Annotated in this window: 15 protein-coding genes; 7 read left to right on the top strand and 8 right to left on the bottom strand. The window is 74.1% G+C overall.

Annotated elements, in window-relative coordinates:
* Nucleotides 1-65 precede the first annotated feature (65 nt).
* Both CIK06_RS13740 and CIK06_RS13735 read right to left on the bottom strand, forming a co-directional pair.
* Nucleotides 66-572: a DUF2231 domain-containing protein gene (locus CIK06_RS13740; protein ID WP_095565166.1), complete on the bottom strand. Its 507-nt coding sequence runs from the start codon at nt 570-572 to the stop codon at nt 66-68.
* 279 nt (nt 573-851) lie between these two features.
* A complete protein-coding gene (locus CIK06_RS13735) occupies nt 852-1,583 on the bottom strand; it encodes a GAF and ANTAR domain-containing protein (protein WP_232534200.1) in 732 nt (243 codons plus the stop codon).
* Nucleotides 1,584-1,809: 226 nt separating this feature from the next.
* Between CIK06_RS13735 and CIK06_RS13730 the strand changes: the two genes are divergently transcribed.
* Nucleotides 1,810-2,139 carry a nucleoside triphosphate pyrophosphohydrolase family protein gene (locus tag CIK06_RS13730; protein WP_095565164.1) on the top strand — a complete coding sequence of 110 codons (330 nt, stop codon included), beginning with the start codon at nt 1,810-1,812 and terminating at the stop codon, nt 2,137-2,139.
* 152 nt (nt 2,140-2,291) lie between these two features.
* On the opposite strand, the gene secA2 is transcribed toward CIK06_RS13730, so the two are convergent.
* Entirely contained in the window at nt 2,292-4,586 is a 2,295-nt protein-coding gene (gene secA2 / locus CIK06_RS13725) for an accessory Sec system translocase SecA2 (RefSeq protein WP_095565163.1), read from the bottom strand.
* A 363-nt stretch (nt 4,587-4,949) separates the two neighbouring features.
* Here secA2 and CIK06_RS13720 point away from each other — a divergent pair, with 363 nt between their 5' ends.
* The 4 genes from CIK06_RS13720 (at nt 4,950) to ctaD (ending at nt 10,009) form a co-directional block, all read left to right on the top strand.
* Nucleotides 4,950-5,882 (top strand): glucosyl-3-phosphoglycerate synthase, encoded by a 933-nt coding sequence (locus CIK06_RS13720; protein WP_232534303.1) that lies wholly within the window; start codon nt 4,950-4,952, stop codon nt 5,880-5,882.
* A 44-nt stretch (nt 5,883-5,926) separates the two neighbouring features.
* The gene (locus CIK06_RS13715; RefSeq protein WP_232534199.1) at nt 5,927-7,240 is read left to right on the top strand and encodes a glycosyltransferase; all 1,314 of its coding nucleotides are present in this window, start codon (nt 5,927-5,929) and stop codon (nt 7,238-7,240) included.
* A complete protein-coding gene (locus tag CIK06_RS13710; RefSeq protein ID WP_095565161.1) occupies nt 7,234-7,863 on the top strand; it encodes a DUF4383 domain-containing protein in 630 nt (209 codons plus the stop codon). Before CIK06_RS13715 ends, CIK06_RS13710 begins: the two co-directional genes overlap by 7 nt.
* 151 nt (nt 7,864-8,014) lie before the next feature.
* Nucleotides 8,015-10,009: a cytochrome c oxidase subunit I gene (ctaD, locus tag CIK06_RS13705; protein ID WP_095565160.1), complete on the top strand. Its 1,995-nt coding sequence runs from the start codon at nt 8,015-8,017 to the stop codon at nt 10,007-10,009.
* Between the two features lie 117 nt (nt 10,010-10,126).
* On the opposite strand, the gene CIK06_RS13700 is transcribed toward ctaD, so the two are convergent.
* The 4 genes from CIK06_RS13700 to CIK06_RS13685 form a co-directional block, all read right to left on the bottom strand.
* Complete coding sequence (locus tag CIK06_RS13700; RefSeq protein ID WP_095565159.1) at nt 10,127-11,260, bottom strand: SigB/SigF/SigG family RNA polymerase sigma factor; 1,134 nt, start codon at nt 11,258-11,260, stop codon at nt 10,127-10,129.
* A gap of 235 nt (nt 11,261-11,495) precedes the next feature.
* A complete protein-coding gene (locus CIK06_RS13695) occupies nt 11,496-12,902 on the bottom strand; it encodes a hypothetical protein (RefSeq protein ID WP_095567801.1) in 1,407 nt (468 codons plus the stop codon).
* A 227-nt stretch (nt 12,903-13,129) separates the two neighbouring features.
* Nucleotides 13,130-14,929, bottom strand: a complete 1,800-nt coding sequence (locus CIK06_RS13690; RefSeq protein ID WP_095565158.1) for a thiamine pyrophosphate-binding protein — start codon at nt 14,927-14,929, stop codon at nt 13,130-13,132.
* Nucleotides 14,922-16,037, bottom strand: a complete 1,116-nt coding sequence (locus CIK06_RS13685; protein ID WP_095565157.1) for a Vms1/Ankzf1 family peptidyl-tRNA hydrolase — start codon at nt 16,035-16,037, stop codon at nt 14,922-14,924. Before CIK06_RS13685 ends, CIK06_RS13690 begins: the two co-directional genes overlap by 8 nt.
* A 162-nt stretch (nt 16,038-16,199) precedes the next feature.
* Between CIK06_RS13685 and CIK06_RS13680 the strand changes: the two genes are divergently transcribed.
* The gene (locus CIK06_RS13680) at nt 16,200-16,751 is read left to right on the top strand and encodes a hypothetical protein (RefSeq protein WP_095567800.1); all 552 of its coding nucleotides are present in this window, start codon (nt 16,200-16,202) and stop codon (nt 16,749-16,751) included.
* Nucleotides 16,752-16,776: 25 nt separating this feature from the next.
* On the opposite strand, the gene CIK06_RS13675 is transcribed toward CIK06_RS13680, so the two are convergent.
* On the bottom strand, nt 16,777-17,709 hold the full coding sequence (locus tag CIK06_RS13675; RefSeq protein ID WP_232534198.1) for a PrsW family intramembrane metalloprotease: 933 nt from the start codon (nt 17,707-17,709) through the stop codon (nt 16,777-16,779).
* 164 nt (nt 17,710-17,873) lie between these two features.
* Here CIK06_RS13675 and CIK06_RS13670 point away from each other — a divergent pair, with 164 nt between their 5' ends.
* The gene (locus tag CIK06_RS13670) at nt 17,874-19,352 is read left to right on the top strand and encodes a hypothetical protein (RefSeq protein WP_095565155.1); all 1,479 of its coding nucleotides are present in this window, start codon (nt 17,874-17,876) and stop codon (nt 19,350-19,352) included.
* Nucleotides 19,353-19,357 lie beyond the last annotated feature (5 nt).

The raw sequence follows: 19,357 nt of genomic DNA, 5'->3' as shown, positions 1-19,357 counted from the left end.
GGGGTGAGCCTGCGAAGTCGGGGTGAGCCTGCGAAGTCGGGGTGAGCCTGGGCGGTCGTGTTGGCCTAGCGGCGTGCGGACTCCCGGGCGACGAAGCCGGCCGGCCCGCCCGCGAACGCCTCGAAGCCGACCGTCTCGGCACGCCGCCGCTCCCGCTCCACCCGCCGGCCGGCCAGCACCACGCTGGCGAAGCCGACGGTCAGCGCCGCGAGTTCGAACACCAGCAGCGCGCCGGAGGGCGGATGCGTGTCCCTGGCCCCGGCGCCGGCCCGGGCCAGGCAGACCAGGACGAAGAGCGCCGCCGAGATCGCGTTGGGCAGGTTGCCGCGCAATGCCGCCCGCCGGTCGCCGTTCGCCGGGACGTCCCACAACTCCAGCAGGCCGGCCACCGCGGTCAACGCCGCCGCCACCAGGCCGGCCACCGCGGTCCAGTAACCCACCTCGCCGAGCAGGCGCGGGCCGCCGAGCAGATCGGCCAGGTCGAACAGCACCGCGCAGGCGAACAGCCCGAGCGGGAGCGTCACCAGCATCGGCTGGATGGGTTGCCCGTGCACGTGCAGTCGACTGTCCATGGTGGCGGTCCTCCCCGAGACATTGTGCCCACCGACGTCCGGAATCGGTGCTACCCGGTCGGTTCGCCGACAAAACCGGAGTTCCGCTCAGCCACCGCGCGGCGACGGACGGCGACGGGCGGGAACGCTTCACCCCGCCGGATGGCCGGCCGGCCCGCGCGGCATCCGGCCGCCCGCACGGCGGCGGGGCGGGCGGGCGGGCGGGATCCCGTCAGCCCGCGTGGTGGCGGGCGGGCGGGATCCGGTCAGCCCGCGTGGTGGCGGGCGGGCGGGATCCGGTCAGCCCGGGTGGTGGCGGGCGACCGAGTCGACCAGCCGGCGGGCCAGTTCGGCAAGCGGGATGGACAGCGCCCGGGACGCGCCCCGGAGCACCTCCCGGGCCTCCGGGGCGGGGCAACCACGCTGGGTCATGATGACCCCGAGCGCGTGGCCCACCACCTCCTCGTCCCCCGGCGCCACCGGCTGCGGCTGCGCGCGATCGGCCCGGACCCGGCCGCGCACGGCGGCCAGCAGCAGGCCGGCGTGCTCGGCCAGCAACATGGCGGTCAACTGCTGCCGGTCCCGGAACGCGCCGGGCCGGCGCGCGTACAGGTTGATCGAGCCGATCACCTGGTCGTCGATGTCGACCGGGGCCGAGACCACGCCGTGCACCCCCAGCGCCAGCGCGCGGGCGGTCCACCGGGGCCAGCGGCCCGAGCCCGCCAGGTCCGGAACGAACACCGGGTCGCGCTCCCGGATCGCGGTGATGGCCGGGCCGTCGTCGCCGTACTGTACGTCGTCGAGGGCCCGGATGGGTTCGTCCGAGGCCGCCACCGAGGCCGGCTCGCCGGCCTGCAGGATGGTCACGCTGCACCAGGTCACTCCCGGTACGGCGGCCCGGCAGGTCCGGACGAGCTGGGCGAGCGCCTCGTCGAAGTCCGCGGCCGAGATCAGGCCGGCGGTCAGCTCCCGCAGCAGGGCGGCCGTCTCCAGGACACCCAGCGCGTCGCCGGGCGCCGTCGTCGTCCTCACCGCCGTGCGACCCGCGCCACCGCCGCCGCGTACCCCGCGACGCCACCACCTCGTACGGTCGGCTTCGTCATGCTGACCTCTCCCCCCGGACCTCGGACCCGGGCTACTACCCCGGCCGAGGACGGTCAAAACCGGGCGAAAAACGGCCCGCGACCGCGCAAGATGGGCTATACGACCGACGGACCCGGTCGAGCCGGGCGGGCCGGGCTGGCCATACTGGTCCGCCATGGAGTTGGACGAGTATCAGCGCGGCGCCCTGCGCACCGCCGCCCCCCGGGACAAGCGGAACGAACTGCTCCACCTGGTGCTCGGGCTGGTCGGTGAGTCGGGTGAGGTCGCCGAGAAGTTCAAGAAGTGGGTCCGGGACCTGGACAGCGACGAGACCCGGATCGACCGGGCCGACATCGCCAAGGAACTCGGCGACGTGCTCTGGTACCTGGCGGTGCTCGCCGACTATCTCGACCTGAGCCTGGACGACATCGCCGCGGGCAACCTGGCCAAGCTGGCCAGCCGGCAGGGCCGGGGGGTGCTGGGCGGCAGCGGCGACAACCGCTGAGCCGGCACGCTACCGGCAGCCGCCGTCGCGAAGGTCGTTGACGACCTCGACCAGCCGCGAGCCCGTGCGGGGACGGCCGGCACGGGCACGGCGGCGCCCCGAGGGCCGGCCCGGACCAGCCGGCCGGTCCCCGGGGCGGGTCGCGAGGAAGGTCAGTGACCGCCGGAGCGCAGCCGCCGGCCGACCGAGGCGATCAGCCGGTCCAGCTCCGAACCGAACGGGTTGTCGTGCACGAGGTACGTCCAGGTGGCGCTCGGCCGGACGATCTTGGCGGCGTCGGGCTCCCACTCGTCGCCGAACTCGGTCTCCTCGAACGTCTCCACGGTCCGCCGTTCGATCTCCGGCATCAGCTCGTTGAACGCCGGCACGGCGGCCCGGTGGAACTCGTCCAGCGGGTCGAGCCGGCCCAGCGCCCGCAGGTGCACGCCCTCGCGGACCTCGGACAGCTCGGCCAGGTGCGCGGCCCAGAGCCGGTCGAGGTGGTAGAGCGCGATCGACCGGGCGGCCCGGGAGAGGATGTCCTCGTCCATCTCCTTGGTCTTCTCCGGCAGCCGCTCCAGCAGCATCAGCGCGGCCACCTCCGAGGTGAGCAGCCGCTCCCGCCGCTCGGCCAGCGCCTTGCGCTGCTGCTCGATCACCACGCTGTACCGCCAGGTGTTGCGGTGGATCTCGTGGTTCACCCCCTCGGCGACCCGCTGGGCGTGCTCCACGGCGTACTCGACCTGCTCGTCGGTGACCAGCCCGTCGGCGTGCATCCGGGGCGACGGCGGGATCGCGTCGGCGGCGTGCCGGACCACCAGGTCGTCCTCCAGGCTCACGAAGAACACCGAGCCGCCCGGGTCGCCCTGCCGGCCGGCGCGGCCACGAAGCTGGTCGTCGACGCGCCGGCTGTCGTGCCGGCCGCTGCCCATCACGTACAGGCCGCCCAGCTCGGCCACCCGGTCCCGGTCGGCCTGGTCGCTGCCGCCGAGCCGGATGTCCACGCCCCGGCCGGCCATCTGGGTGGAGACCGTCACCGCGCCGTACGCGCCGGCCTCGGCGATGATCGCCGCCTCCTCCGCGTCGTTCTTGGCGTTCAGCACCACGCACGGCACGTCGGCCGCGGTGAGCGCGGCGGCCAGCGCCTCCGACTCCTTCACGTCGAGGGTGCCGACCAGCACCGGCCGGCCCGCCTCGTGGCAGCGCCGGATCTCGTCGACCAGCGCCTCCTCCTTCTCGGCGCGGGTGGCGTAGATGCGGTCCGGGTCGTCCACCCGCACGCACGGGGTGTTGGGCGGGATCACCGCCACCTCAAGACCGAAGAACTCCCGTAGCTGGTCCCCGACCAGCACCGCGGTGGCGGTCATCCCGCAGACCACGGGGTAGAGCGCGACGTACGCCTGGACGGCGATGGTGCCCAGCACCTCGCCCTCGGCGGTGGCGTCCAGGCCCTCCTTGGCCTCCACGGCCGCCTGCAGGCCGTCCGGCCAGCGCCGCCGCTGGGCGACCCGGCCGCGCATCTCGTCGATCAGCTCGACGGCGCCGTTGCGGACGATGTAGTCGACGTCCCGGTTGAGCAGCGCGTGCGCGTGCAGCGCCACGTTGAGCGCGGAGAGCTGGTCGACGTTGTCCTCGGCGTACAGGTCGAGGCCGTCGAGCTTCTCCTCCAGCGCGTGCAGGCCCGCGGTGGTGAAGGCGGCGCTGCGGCCGTCCTCGGCCACCGTGTAGTCGGTGCCCGGGCGCAGGTCCCGGACCAGGGCGGCGGCGGTGTGCACCGGATCCTGCTCGCCCGGTACGGCGCCGGCCAGCACCATCGGCACCCGGGCCTCGTCGATCATGATCGAGTCGGCCTCGTCGACGATCGCCGTGCTCAGCGGGCGCTGCACCCGGTCCTCGATGTCCGTGACGAGCTGGTCGCGCAGGTAGTCGAAACCGGCCTCGCTGACCGAGACGTAGGTGACGTCCCGGCCGTAGGCGGCACGCCGCTCCTGCGCCGTGGACGCCTCGTTCACCCAGCCCACGCTCAGGCCGAGCAGCCGGTAGACCGGCTCCATCCACTCGGCGTCGCGGCGGGCCAGGTAGTCGTTCACGGTCAGCACGTGCACGGGACCGTTGCCGAGCCGGACGTGCCCGTAGGCGGCGACGGTCGCGGTCAGCGTCTTGCCCTCACCGGTGGCCATCTCGGCGACCTTGCCGGACAGCAGCGACATCGCGCCCAGCAGCTGCACGTCGTACGGGCGCTGGTCCAGGGCGCGGCGGGCGGCCTCGCGGCCGACGGCGCAGATCTCGGTGTAGTCCTCGGCCTCCCCGGCCAGCTCCGTCAGCTGTGCATCGGAGAGCGCGGACAGCTCCTCCTCGCGCGCCTCGATGCCCGGGAGCAGCTTGGACAGGGGGGTGAGGTCGACCGTGCTGCCGGGACGCTGGAGGAAGCGCCGGACCCTGGTCTTCAAACGCTGCGAGACGCCCATGACGCGCAACGGTAGCCGACCGGACATCGAAACGACGTACCCGCACCGGGCGGCTCGGCGCAGCGGCGTCGCGACCCGTCGGTCGCGACCCGGTGATCGCGCTCCGGCCCGGCCGCGGTCGGCCGGAACCGCGGCAAGGTGTCCACATTTCCCCTCCTGTTAACAATTCACGCCCCACCGGTCGGCCAGGATCGCGGTTAGCCGGTGATCTCCGCGGGAACCCAGCACCGGCTTGGCAACGATTTGGCATCGTCTATGTGATAGGAGCGGCCTGTGGGGCAAGCGAGACCGACCATCCCGCCCACCGTCGAGGCGTGGTCCAGCTACCGGACCCGTACCGCCGGTCAGTGGAGCACCCGGAGCCTGCTGGGCGCCAAGGGCGAGACCAGAGTGAGCGTGGTGCTGCCGGCCCGGAACGAGGCCACCACGGTCGGCCCGATCGTCTCGACGATCCGCCGGTACCTCGTGCAGGACGTGCCGCTGGTCGACGAGGTGATCGTGGTCGACTCGCGGTCCCGGGACGACACGGTGGCCGTCGCCACCGCCGCCGGGGCCCGGGTGGTCAGCCAGGACCGGATGACCCGGGGGCTGCCGCGGCTGGCCGGCAAGGGCGACGCGCTGTGGTGCGGCCTGGCCGCCGCCAGCGGCGACGTGGTGGCGTTCGTGGATGCCGACCTGCGCGAGTTCAGCCCGCACTTCATCACCGGTCTGCTCGGGCCGCTGCTCACCGACCCCTCCGTGGCGTTCGTCAAGGGCTTCTACCACCGGCCGCTGATCGGCGCCGCGGGCGTCGAGCAGGACGGCGGCGGCCGGGTCACCGAGCTGATGGCCCGCCCCCTGTTCAACCTGTTCTGGCCCGAACTGGCCGGTTTCATCCAGCCACTGGCCGGCGAGTACGCCGGCCGGCGCGCGGTGCTCGAACAGGTGCCGTTCGTCTCCGGGTACGGCGTCGAGACCGCCCTGCTGATCGACCTGTTCGACCTGGTGGGCCTGGACGGGCTGGCCCAGGTCGACCTCGGCGAGCGGCTGCACCGGCACCAGGACACCGAGGCGCTGGGCCGGATGTCCGCCCAGATCCTCTACACCGCCTGGTCCCGGCTGCACCGGCAGGGCCGGGTGGCCGACCCGTTGCCCCCCACCGGCCTGCTCACCCAGTTCCGGCGCGGCGCCGCGGCGCAGGAGCGGCCGCACCTGAGCCGGGAGGTGGTGGTCACCGACGTCTCCGTGCAGGAACGACCCCCGCTGTACGAGCTTCGCGACCTGATGCGCGACCGGCAACACGAGTACGTGGCCTGACCCGGTCGGCGGCCGGTGCCCGCCGTTTCCCTGTGAGGTGACAGATGGGCCCGACCGTGCTGATGAACGCCGGACCGTGGCTGGCGGTGCCGCCGCCGGGCTACGGCGGGATCGAGAACGTGGTGGCGACGCTCGTTCCCGAACTGCGCCGGCTCGGCGTCCGGGTGGTGCTGGCCTCCGTCGGCGCCAGCACGCTGGCCGTGGACGAACTGGTGTCGGTCTTCCCCGACGGCCAGTTCGCGCACCTGCAACGGCCGTACAACCAGGTCTGCGGGCTGGCCCAGGCACACCAGCACGGGGTGGTCCGGCGGCTGCGCGAGCACCCGGACATCGACCTGGTGCACGACCACGTCGAGGCGGTCGGCCTGGCCACCTTCGCCGCCATGGGTCCGGACGCCCCGCCCGTGCTGCACACGCTGCACTGGGACCTCGGCAAGCATCCGGAGCTGTACGGCGCGATCTGCGCCGGGGAGCGGGTCCGGGTCAACGGCGTCTCCGCCAGCCAGTTGGCCCGGGCACCGCTGGCGCTGCGGCGGCACGCGGTCGGCCACGTCCACCTGGCCACCCCGCTGGCCACCGGCGCGGACCGCCGGGCGCCGGTGGCCAAGGGCGGGTACGCGGTGATCCTCGGCCGGATCACCCCGGGCAAGGGGCAGCACCTGGGCGCCCGGCTGGCCCGGGCCGCCGGCGTACCGCTGGTGCTGGCCGGCCCGGTCGGGCCGTACCACCGGCCGGCGGACCTGGCCGCCGCCGGCGCCGCGGCCCGGCAGAACCCGGACGTGCGGTACTGGTACGACCGGGTGGCGCCGCACGTGGACGGCGACCGGGTCCGCTGGATCGGCACGGTCGCCGGCCGCGACCGCGACGACCTGGTGGCCGCCGCCCGGGCCACGCTGTTCCCGCTGCGCTGGGAGGAACCCGGCGGCACGGCCGTGGTCGAGTCGCTGGCCCTCGGCACCCCGGTGGTGGCCACCGCCCGGGGCTGCCTGCCCGAGCTGGTCGAGCACGGCCGGACCGGGCTGCTGACCGACGCCGAGGACGAGCTGGCCGACCTGCTGGTGGCGGCGCAGCTCCTGGACGAGGCGCAGTGCCGGCGCGAGGCCGCGCGCCGGTTCACCCCCGCGCTGATGGCCCAGCGCTACGTCGAGCTGTACGACCGGGTCCGGAGGTCGCCCGAGGTACCCGCGCCGACCCCGTCCCCGCACCCGCCGCCGGCCGACGCGGTTGAACACGGCGTCGGCGTGCTCGGGAAGCGCCTCCGGTTCCCCGAGCACCTCGATCAACGTGGCACCGGTGGGCTGTCCCTCGGGCACGAGACCGGTGGGCTGTCCCTCGGGCACGAGGAGGCGCGATGGTGACCGGCAGAGCACAGGCGCGGGCGCGGGCCCGGCCGCACCCGGCGACCCGGCGGCCGGCCGTGAGCCGGCTGGCGGCCGGGATCGGCGGGTTGTTCATCGTCTTCGGCGTGCTCGGCTTCCTGCCCGGGGTGACAAGCGACTTCGGCGAGCTGGGCCTGGCCGGGCACCGGTCCGGGGCGGTGCTGCTCGGCGTCTTCCAGGTCTCCGTGCTGCTCAACGTGCTGCACATCGGGTTCGGGGTGCTGGGCCTGGTGCTGGCCCGCAGCCCCGCCGGCAGCCGGCTCTTCCTGCTCGGCGGCGGCGCCGGCTACCTCGCGCTGTGGCTGTACGGCGCGCTGGTGGACGCGCAGGCGCCGGCAAACGTCGTACCGCTGAACCGGGCGGACAACTGGCTGCACGCGCTGGTCGGGGCCGGCATGCTGGCGCTGGGCGCGCTGGCCGGCCTGGTCCGCCCGGCCGACCCGGCGCGCCCGGCCGGCCCGAACCGCGCCGCCGAACCGGTCCTCGCCGCCGACCGGCAGCCCCGCGGCGGGCAGTCCCACGGCCGGCGGATCCACCGACGGCGGTCCCGCGCCGAGCGGACCCGCGGCGGGCGGCGCGGCACCGGGCCGCCGCGCCGCTGACCGTGCCCGACCCCGGTGGGGTCGCCGCCCCGGTGGGGTCGCCGCCCCGGTCGGGTACCGGGCGGGAGGAAAACCCCGAATGCCGGGTTTCGGCATCCCGACACCGGGTAGCCGGCCCTGTCCGTTGCGCGGGCGATGACGGGGTGAGGACATGGCGAGACGGGTGACCACCGAGCCGCACCGGGACCGCAGCCCGGTGATCCTGGCACCGGCACGGTTCGGCGGCTACCCGGGGCCGGTACGCCGGGCCGTCCCCGGCGACGCGCTGTGGCGCCTGCTGCGCACCACCGACGCCAAGCTGATCGGCCTGATGTACCTGGCCACGTCGTTCGGGTTCTTCCTGATCGGCGGCCTGATGGCGATGCTGATGCGGGCCGAGCTGGCCCGGCCGGGGCTGCAGTTCCTCTCGACGGAGCAGTACAACCAGCTCTTCACCATGCACGGCACGATCATGCTGCTGCTGTTCGCCACCCCGATGGTGTTCGGGTTCGGCAACTACGTCGTGCCGTTGCAGATCGGCGCGCCGGACGTGTCGTTCCCGCGGCTGAACGCGTTCGCCTACTGGCTCTACCTGTTCGGCGGGTCCATGGTGCTGGGCGGGATCCTCACCCCCGGCGGCTGGGCGGACTTCGGCTGGTTCGCGTACACCCCGCTGAGCGACGTGATCAACTCGCCCGGGGTGGGCGCGAACATGTGGCTGGTCGGTCTGGTGATCTCCGGTCTGGGCACCATCCTCGGCGCGGTCAACATGATCACCACGATCCTGACCCTGCGGGCGCCGGGCATGACGATGTTCCGGATGCCGATCTTCACCTGGAACGTCCTGCTCACCGCCGTACTGGTGATCATGGTTTTCCCGCTGCTGGCCGCGGCGCTGCTGGCGCTCGGCGCGGACCGGCTGATCGGCGCGCACGTGTACGACCCGGCCACCGGCGGCCCGATGCTGTGGCAGCACCTGTTCTGGTTCTTCGGCCATCCCGAGGTCTACATCGTGGCGCTGCCGTTCTTCGGCATCATCACCGAGATCATCCCGGTCTTCTCCCGCAAGCCGGTGTTCGGCTACAAGGGCCTGGTCGCCGCCACGATCTCGATCACCATCCTGTCGATGAGCGTCTGGGCGCACCACATGTTCGGCACCGGCCAGGTGCTGCTGCCGTTCTTCAGCATCCTGAGCTACCTGATCGCGGTGCCCACCGGGGTGAAGTTCTTCAACTGGATCGGCACCATGTGGAAGGGGCAGCTCACCTTCGAGACGCCGATGCTGTTCGCCATCGGCTTCCTGGTGACGTTCCTGCTCGGCGGGCTCACCGGCGTGCTGCTGGCCAGCCCGCCGGTGGACTGGCAGGTCACCGACACGTACTTCGTGGTGGCGCACTTCCACTACGTGCTGTTCGGCACGATCGTCTTCGCCGCCTTCGGCGGCGCCTACTTCTGGTTCCCGAAGATGACCGGCCGGCTGCTCGACGAGCGGCTCGGCAAGCTGCACTTCTGGACCATGTTCATCGGCTTCCACGCGACCTTCCTGGTGCAGCACTGGCTCGGCGCCGAGGGCATGCCCCGGCGGTACGCCGACTACCAGCAGCAGGACGGGTTCACCACGCTGAACATGGTCTCCTCGATCGGGTCGTTCGTGTTGGGCGCCTCCACGCTGTTCTTCATCTACAACATCTGGAAGTCCTGGCGCTTCGGCCAGCGGGTCACCGTGGACGACCCGTGGGGCTTCGGCAACAGCCTGGAGTGGGCCACCAGTTGCCCGCCGCCGCTGCGCAACTTCGACCGTCTGCCGCGGATCCGCTCCGAGCGCCCCGCCTTCGACGCCAAGTACGGACCGCTGGTCGCCGACCTGCTCCGGGAGGTCCCGATGCGCACCACCCGGCCGCCGCAGCACCTGAGCGAGGAACTGCACGCCGAGCACCGGCAGCCGGAGTCACCGAGCGCCGAGGGCGCGTACGGCGCCGGGGCGGCCACCGGGCACCACCCGCGCCCGCAGTCCGGTGCCCGGATGGTCGAGGTGCCCGAGCCGGCGGACCTGCGCCGGCCGGCCTTCATCGAGTCCGAAGCGGCGACGGAGGCCGAGGATGCCGACCCGGACCGCCCGTCGGACGGCTCCGGTACGGCCCCGGACGAGGAACCGGGCCGGGGCTGACCGGGTACGGCGATGGACCGGGGTCAACCGGCGGCGAACCAGGGTCGACCGGAATCGACCGGCGACGGGTCGGGTTCGACCGGCGACGGGTCGAGGTCAACCGGCGACGGGTCGAGGTCAACCGGGCACGGCGGCCAGGCCGGCGGTGGCGAGCACGGCCCGTACCGCGGGTCTGGCCCGGGCCAGCCGGACCGGGATGCCGGATCGCAGCGCCACGTCCCGGGCGGCGACCAGCGCGGTCGCGGCGGCGGCGTGCAGCGCTCCGACGCCGGCCAAATCGACCACGACCTCGGCCGGGTGGCCGGTGCCGACGGCCTCGCCGAGCACCCGGCGCAGGCGTTCCGCGCCGTCCTGGTCGACGTCGCCGGTCACCTCGACCAGCACCCCGTCCCCGGTCCGGCGCACGGCCATCCGCGACCGCGGCGCCTCCGGCTCGGCCGTCCCGTTCTGCCAGGGTGCCGGCGCGTCGTTGAGCATCGACTGGCGCAGCCAGGTGAGCGCCCGGGACAGCAGCCGGGAGACGTGCATCTGGGAGATGCCGAACCGGGCCGCGATCTCCGCCTGGGTCTGGTTGCCGTAGAAGCGCATGGCCAGGATGCGCCGCTCCCGCCAGGGCAGGTGGCCGAGCAGACCGGACACGGTGACCCGGTCGTCGACCGATTCGAGTTGGTTGTCCGACTCGCCGACCAGGTCGCCGAACTCGGCGGAACTCTCCCCGCCGACCGGGGCGTTGAGCGAGGCCGGGCTGTAGCCGGCCGCCGATTCCAGCGCCGCGAGGATCTCCTCCTGCGGCGTCTCCAGCCGCTCGGCCAGTTCGGCCACGGTGGGCGCCCGGCTCAGCTCGCTGGTCAGCGCGGACGTGGCCTGACCGACCTCCAGGATCAGGTCCCGCAGCCGGCGGGGCACGTGCACCCCCCAGGTCCGGTCGCGGAAGTGCCGCTTGATCTCACCGACGATCGTGATCGCCGCGTACGCGGTGAACGACCCCCGCTCGGGGTCGTACCGGTCGACGGCGTTGACCAGACCCAGCCGGGCGACCTGCTCCAGGTCCTCAAGCGGTTCGCCCCGCCCCCGGTACCGCCGGGCCAGCCGGCCGGCGAACGGCAACGCGAACCGGACCAGGTCGTCGCGCGCCTCCTGCCGGCGCTCGGGCGGCAGCCCCTCGATCCGCGCCGCGTACGCGAGCGCCGCCGCGTCCAGGTCCTCCAGCCCGCGTTCCGTCGGTGCCGGTGTGGTGGTCTGTCCGAACATCCGCGCCTCCCTCGCCGAAGGGCCCCGCCCAGGCTGCGGAACCGGTCGTTGGCGTGGTGCACCCACAGACCGGGCCGGAAGCGAAAGGCTTTCACTGGAAGTCGACGGCCGTTTCCGGCACGCATTACTGAGCGTCCTCGGCTCGTCGCAGCCAGCGATGTTCCCGCTTCGTAGGTACTCAATCACGAGACGAGGTTTTCTCGGGCTCGTTTCCGCGGGTGCGACCGGGCTCCGGCTAGCAGACCAGCAACCCGTGCGGCGTACCGGCGGCCCGCAAACCGGCCACCAGGTCCGGCACGCGCAACGGGGACGGCGCCGGCAGATCGTACGGCTGAGCACGCAGGACCTCGGTGGCGTGCCGGGTCGGCACGGACGTGACGGGATATCCGCGGGCGGCCATCCGGTCCACCGCGGCCCGGCGCCGGCCGAACGACGCGACCGCGAGCCACTGGGGCAGACCGGCCAGCGCGGGCGAATGCAGGCCGGGCGGCTCGGGCAGCACGTCCACCGAACTGAACGCCTCGCTGCCGGCCAGCCACCACTCCGCGCCGGCCACCGAGCGCCGGGTGGCCCGCTCGCACCAGTACGGCACCATGCCGGACCGGACGACCTGCCACGGGTCGAGCAGCCGGCCGCACTCGACCACACACCGGTCGCCGGCCTTGCCCGCGGCGCGCAGCCAGCCGCGGTAGACGTCGGCCACCGCCGCGCTCAGCGCCTCCGGGCGGGGACAGAGCACCCGGTGCAGCGTGCCGTCCCGGCCCTGCACGCAGGCCCGCAACTCCGCCTCCAGGTCGGGCTCCAGGCCGTGCTCGGCGAACTCGGCCGGGCAGCCGGCGCTCGGCGGGTCCCACCGGCGGTGATCGCCCCCCGCGCCGCGCAGCACGTCGGGCAGGGACGCGCTGTCCCGGGCGAAGTCGGCCGGGTCCAGCCCGCTGGCCGGGCTGCCCACCTGGAACCCCTGGCCGCTGCCGGCCGCCAGCACCGGCCAGGTGCGGGCGTCCCGCAGCGCCAGCACCGCGGCGCCGGGGTCCAGCCGGTCGGCCAGAAACCGCAGGTACGCCTCCGGCAGCCGCCGCCAGCGCACCACCAGCGTGATGGTGGCCCCGGCCAGCACGCCCCGCCCGACCGGGTCGTGCACCTGCCGGACCGTGATCCCCGGGTTCGCCGCGAGCAGCCGGGCGACCACCGGCCCGGCGTACCGCAGCGCCGCCGCCGGATCGTCGGCCGCGCCCTCGGGCCAGCTCACCGAGATCTCGAAGCCGGCCGGCAACCAGGGCATGCGCAGCGCCACCGCCAGGTGCGCCGCGGCGCCGTGCGGCGCGCCGAGCAGGACGCCGGGAGAGGTACCGGCCGGATAGTGGTCCACGATCCACCGGGCCACCCGCTGCACGTCCACCTCCGCGACCCAGTCCGCCGGAAGGGCGCCGCGGGCGGCGGCCCGGGCGATGGCGGCCCGGCGGATCGTCTCCGGCGCGCCGCGGAAGCGGGCCAGCACCGGCTGGTGGCCGAGGTCGGCGCAGTCCTGGCCGCGCAGCCCCCGGGCGCACGCCGCGAGCAGCACCCGGGCCGGACTGTCCGCCGCCACGATCCGCTCCGGACCGAGCAGACCGGACCCGGCGACGGCGAGGTGTTCCTGCATCTCCCGCACGGATCCCCACCCCTTCGCCACGGCCCCGGTCGCGCATCGGGCGCCCCCAGCGCCCGTCGACGGCCTGTCGGGCCGCGGCTTCCCGCCCGGATCCGGTTCAAACGCCTCGATCCGGACGGGACACCCCGTCCGCCCTCGGCCGCGTCGCCCGACGCACACCGCAGACGCTCAGGCCGCGAGCCGCACGGCAACCCACGGACGGGACGCCGACGCTCAGCTCAGCTCAGGTCCTCGGTGGCGGTGACCCGCTCCCGCAGCAGCGCGTCGCGCATCGCGCGGTCGCCGGGTTCGGCGGGCGCCGCCGGCGCACCGCGCAGGTGCGCGAAGGGAAGCTCGGGCGGGTGCAGGGCCACCGACGGGTCCACCACCGCCTCCACCACGGTCGGCCGATCGGCGGCCAGCGCCTCGTCCCAGGCCGCCCCGACCAGTTCGGGCCGGTCGACCCGGATCCCGTGCAGACCCAGCAGCCGCGCCCAGCCGGCGTAGGGCACGTCCGGCAGCGGCGCACCCGGACCGGTCCGCTGGCTGCGCGCCGGATCCCAGGACGGCGGCCCGGCACCGATCCGGCCGGCCCGGTCCCGGTTGTTGAGCACCAGGACCACGAGCCGGGGATCGGACCACTCGCTCCAGCGGTCGGCGATGGTGACCAGTTCCGCCAGGCCGTCCATCTGCATGGCGCCGTCGCCGGTCAGCGCGATGACCGGCCGATCCGGCGCGGCGAGCTTCGCGGCCACCGCGTACGGCAGGGCGGTGCCCATCGCCGCCAGGGTTCCGCACACCTGCGCGCGCACCCCGACCGGCAGTTGCAGGTGCTGGGCGTACCAGTAGGTGACCGAGCCGACGTCCACGGTGACCGAGGCGTCCAGCGGCATCCGGGGCGACAGCTCGTACAGCACCCGGCGCGGGTTGACCGGCTCGGCCGGCTCCTCGGTCCGGCAGACGGCCTCGGCCCGCCACCGGTCGACGGATGCCTCGACGAGGTCGCGCCAGTCCCGGTTGCGCCGCTCCGGCACCAGCGGCAGCAGCGCCCGCAGGGTTCCCGCGGCGTCGCCCACCAGCGGCACCTCCACCGGATAGCGGGTGGCCAGCTTCCGGCCGTCGATGTCGATCTGCACGGCGTTGGCCTGCCCGGGCATCGGGTAGAAGTCGGTCCACGGGTCGTTGGTGCCGATCAGCACCAGGGTGTCGCAGCCGGCCATCAGCTGGGTGCTGGCGGCGCCGCCGAGGTGGCCCATCACGCCGGTGTGGAACGGCAGCCGTTCGTCCAGCACCGGCTTGCCGAGCAGCGAGGTGGCCACCCCGGCCTCCACCCGGTCGGCGAGTTCCAGGATCTCCGGGGCGGCGCCGCTGGCGCCCTGGCCGACCAGGATCGCCACCCGCCGGCCGGCGCCGATCACCTGCGCGGCGGCGTTGAGGTCGCTGTCGTGCGGCACCACCCGGGCCGGAGGCAGGCCGGGAGCCATCGCGCCGGACCCGCCGTAGGACGGGAACGGGTCCGACACCGTCTGGCTCTGCAGGGTGTCGGGGACCACCACGCAGGTCGGGCTGCGGGTGGCCACGGCGACCCGGAACGCCCGGTCGACCAGGATCGGCACCTGTTCGGCGGTCCGGGCCGAACGCAGGAACTGCCCGCACGCGTCGGCGAACAGCCGGGCCGGTTCGATGCCCTGCCGGTACGCGCTGCCCAGCGGCGCCAGCGCCTGCTCACCGACGATGGCCACCACCGGTTGACCGTCCAGTTTGGCGTCGTACAGGCCGGGCAGCAGCCGGATCGCACCCGGGCCGTCGTTGGCCAGGCAGACGCCCACCCCGCCGGTGAACTTCGCGTGCCCGGTGGCCATGAACCCGGCCGCCTCCTCGTGCCGGACCCGGACGAAGCCGGGATCGTCGCCGGCTCGGCACAGCGCCGCGACGATGCCGGCCACCGCGTCGCCGGGGTAGCCGAACACCCGCGGTACGCGCCAGGCGCGCAACCGGTCGACGATCAGGTCGGCGACCAGCCGCGCCGAGTCAGCCATCGCCCCGTCCCGGGGTGCCGGCGTCGACGTACCGCAGCACCGCGCCCACCCCGTCGGTCAACTCGGGCGCCTCGTCGGGGCCGAGCACCGTCAGCGCGGCGTCGGTGCCGACCAGCGCCCGGATCAGGGCGGCGTCGGCGCGTACCCGCAGCGGGTCGGTGGTGATCAGGTCCGCCGGGTCGCAGGCGATGTCGGTGGGCTCCGGGCCGATCCACAGTCGCTCGGTGGAGGACGGATCGTCGACGATCAGCATCGTGTCCACCTGGTCGCGGCGCAGCGCGGCGGTCACCGCCGGCAGCCCGTCGCCGACCCGCTCCTGCACGCCGAACCGGTCCTTCACCGTGTCCACGTGGTCGGTCTCGGTCTCGGCGATGGCCTGCACCGTGAGGTCTTCCAGCTTCTCGGTCTTCGCGCCGTGCGCGAGCGAGCCCGCGTCCACCTGCACCACCCGGTCCTGCCACTTGGCCGGCAGTTGTCCGGCCAGCATGGTGCGGGCCTGCGGGTCCCCGGCCACCACGACGACCTCCGCGTTGACCCGCTCGGCCAGGTCGGCGGTCGCCGCCGCGCTGTCGCCGGCGTTGCGCTTCCACGAGGTCATGGCCTCGCGCTGGAAGCGGGCCTGCGCCCAGCCGCCGGGCTGGACCCGACGGATCGGATGCCGGTTGCCGCCGCGCACGTGCGCCCGGCGCGGCGCCTCACCGGCGCTGAGCCCGTCCACCCGGGCGCCGGTGCGGCCGGCCACCACCCGGACCCAGGGCACCCGCTCGCCGCGCTGGGCGACCAGCGGCATGGTGTGCGGGAGCGGGCCGTGTGCGGCGAGATCCCGGCGGGGCGGCGCGGACAGGTACTCGGTGTACACCACCTCGCCGCCGGCCGCGAACGCCGCGAGCCCGTAGTCCCCGGTGCCCGGCTCGTGCTCCCGGACCAACGCGTCCAGGGCCGCCAGGGTGGCCGGGGCGGCCTGCTGGTGCTCCAGCTCCTCGCGCAGGGCACGCCAGCGCAGGTCGAGGGCGGGCGCCGCGTCCTCGGTATCCCGGGACGCGTCCAGATAGACCGAGGCCCACGGCCCGCCGCGGGCGTAGAGCGGACGCAGAAAGGACAGCTCCATGGGTCGACCCCCTCCCAGTCGGACCTCGCATACCCGGGCCGGCCGGGAAGTCACCTGCCCGCCGGCCGCGGCGGCGACACGGGCGGATGACCCCGCTCATTCACGTTGTTCATCCCGGTCGATCGATACAATCCGTGGATCGGATCAGGACGCTCGGTGGTGATGATGACCGGAACCGGACACCCCCAGCCGGCCAGCCCGCCCCGCGCGCTGCCGCCGGTCACCGGACACGTGGTCCGGCTGATGGAGGGCTATCCGCGGGAGATCCGGGTACGCCAACCGGTTTTGGTCGTGGTGCTGGCCGCCGCGACCGTGGCGCGGCTGCTCGGCCGGGCGCTGACCAGCGTGCTGCGCGCCGGTTCCGGTGCCGGCGGCGGCCGGCGCCGGTTCAAGGAGCTGCGCAAGGGGCCGGAGTTCCTGGTCACCCCGCTGCGGGTGCGCACGGCCGAGGGCCGGGTGCGCGAGCTGGAGATCCACGGCCACCTGCCGCAGAGCGCGCTGGAACCGGCCGACCACGTCCAGGTGACCGTCCGGCGGCAGCGGGATCCGGAACTCGCACCCCGGGTCGAGCGGATCGTCAACCTCACCACCGGGCAACTGCTCACCCCGCGTACCCCGACGCTGTGGTCGCATCTCGGGCCGGTGCTGCTGTTGCAGGCCGGCCTGGGCGTCGCGCTGCTGGCCGTCGCCGCCGCCTGCACCATCGCGCGCTGAGGTCGGCGGCAACCGGGTTACCGCGTCACCGCGGCGGCCGGATCGGCACCCGCCAGCCCACCTCGGGCGCCGGGCGGCGCTGGGTGGACCGCCAGAGCCCGACCAACCAGCCGAGGCCGACCGCGGAGACCACGGCCAGGCCGCCCCACTCCAGCACCGGCTCCAGCGCGGCCTGCTGCGCGGTCGGCGCCACGATCCCGCCGCTGGCGCTGAGCTGCCCGGTGCCGCCCGCGGTCAGCACCAGCGTCAGCAGCAGGGCGATCGCGTGCATCGAGTCCCAGAGCGCGTGCAGCACGGACACCCCGAGGTAGGCCAGCAGCAGCCGGCCGCCGACCCGGAAGTGTTCCCGGGTGCTGGGCGAGAAGAGCACCCCGCCGAGGATGGCCGTCCACAGCCCGTGTCCGACCGGCGCCAGCAGGCCGCGCAGGATCTCGGTCTGCACCACCTGGACCACCGACAGCCCCTGGGTGGTGAACAGGGCGACGAACGCGTACCCGGCGGACTCCAGCGCCGCGAAGCCGAAACCCACCGCGGCGCCCAGGACCATCCCGTCCCGGACCGTCTTGCGGGTCAGGTGCCGGGTGAGGAACGCCAGCGCGGCCAGCTTCACGGCCTCCTCGATCAGACCCACGCCGAGGAACAGCCACGCCGAGGGCCGCAGCAGGTAGGACTCCAGCGCCGAGGCGGCCAGCACGCCGAGTACGCCGCCGGCCAGGAAGGTGGTCATCAGCAGTTCGGGGGTCACCTCGTCGGTGGCCCGGCGGCCGAACGCCCAGGAGACGAAGGTGACCGGCACCAGGAAGCTGCCCAGCAGCACCAGGGTGGGCAGCAGCGTCGGGCTGCCGGTGGCGAAGATCACCACGACGGTGGCGATCCACAGCACCAGGCCGGTGAGGAAGATCCGCAGCCACGGCCGGCGGCGTCGGGCCGGCCCCGTCGGCGTCCAGGTCTGGTTCACGTACGTCTCCCGCTGGTTCCGCTTTCCCGCTCGGCGAACTGGGTACCCCGCTACCCGCAGCATCGAGTATCGAGCATGGCTCGGCGATCGGACGGTCGGCCCCTTCCCAGCGGTCGGCCGGACATGCGACGTTGGGGTACCGAGAGTGGCAGGACGGTGACGGCATGGGCGAGCAGATCGGCGCGCACACCTTCAGCCGGGCGGACCGGGCGCGGTACCGGCAGAAGATCCGCCGCTGCCTGGACGTGTTCGCGGAGATGCTGCGCGAGTCCCGGTTCGACACCGACCGGCCGATGACCGGGCTGGAGATCGAGCTGAACCTGGTGGACGCCGACGCCATGCCGGCGATGCGCAACGCCGAGGTGCTGACCGCGATCGCCGACCCCAGCTTCCAGACCGAGCTGGGGCAGTTCAACGTGGAGATCAACGTGGCGCCGCGCCGGCTGGGCGGCACCGGCACCGCCGACTTCGAGGCACACGTGCGGGCCAGCCTGAACGCCGCCGAGGAGAAGGCCCGCGCGATCGGAGCGCACATGGTGATGGTGGGCATCCTGCCCACCCTGCGGCCCGAGCACCTCACCGCGGAGACGCTGTCGGCCAACCCGCGGTACGCGTTGCTGAACGAGCAGATCTTCGCGGCCCGCGGCGAGGACCTGGCGATCCGGATCAGCGGCGTGGAGCGGCTGGCCACCACGGCCGACACCATCACCCCGGAGGCCGCCTGCACCAGCACCCAGTTCCACCTCCAGGTCGGCCCGCCGCAGTTCGCCGCGTACTGGAACGCGGCGCAGTGCGTGGCCGCCGCGCAGGTGGCGTTGGGCGCCAACGCGCCGTTCCTGTTCGGCCGGGAGTTGTGGCGCGAGACCCGGATCCCGCTGTTCGAGCAGGCCACCGACACCCGCTCGGAGGAGATCAAGGCCCAGGGGGTACGCCCGCGGGTGTGGTTCGGCGAGCGCTGGATCACCTCGGTCTTCGACCTGTTCGAGGAGAACGTCCGCTACTTTCCGGCGTTGCTGCCGCTGTGCGACGAGGAGGATCCCGCCGAGGTGCTGGCCCGCGGCGACACCCCGGCCCTGGGCGAGTTGCGGCTGCACAACGGCACGATCTACCGGTGGAACCGCCCGGTGTACGACGTGGTGCACGGCCGGCCGCACCTGCGGGTGGAGAACCGGGTGCTGCCGGCCGGGCCGACCGTGCTGGACACGGTGGCCAACGGGGCGTTCTACTTCGGCGTGGTCCGGATGCTCGCCGAGGCGGACCGTCCGCTGTGGTCGCAGATGTCGTTCAGCGCGGCCGAGGAGAACTTCCACGCCTGCGCCCAGCACGGCATCGCCGCCCAGGTCTTCTGGCCGGGCCTGGGCTACCTGCCGGTCACCGAGCTGGTGCTGCGCCGGCTGCTGCCGCTGGCCCACGAGGGGCTGGACCGGTGGGGGGTGGACGCCGGCGAGCGGGACCGGCTGCTGGGCGTCATCGAGCGGCGCTGCCTGACCGGCCGCAACGGCGCGACGTGGCAGGCCGAGACGCTGCACGAGCTGGAGCAGCACGACCAGTTGGACCGCTCGGCGGCGCTCGCCGAGGTGCTGCGCCGGTACGTCCCGCTGATGCACAGCAACCAACCGGTGCACGAGTGGCCGATCGGCTGACCTTC

The organism is Plantactinospora sp. KBS50, from assembly GCF_002285795.1.
In the GTDB taxonomy this organism is placed as follows: Bacteria; Actinomycetota; Actinomycetes; order Mycobacteriales; family Micromonosporaceae; genus KBS50.
The sequence above is the reverse complement of the archived record's forward strand: the minus strand, read 5'-3'. Positions and strand labels throughout refer to the sequence as shown.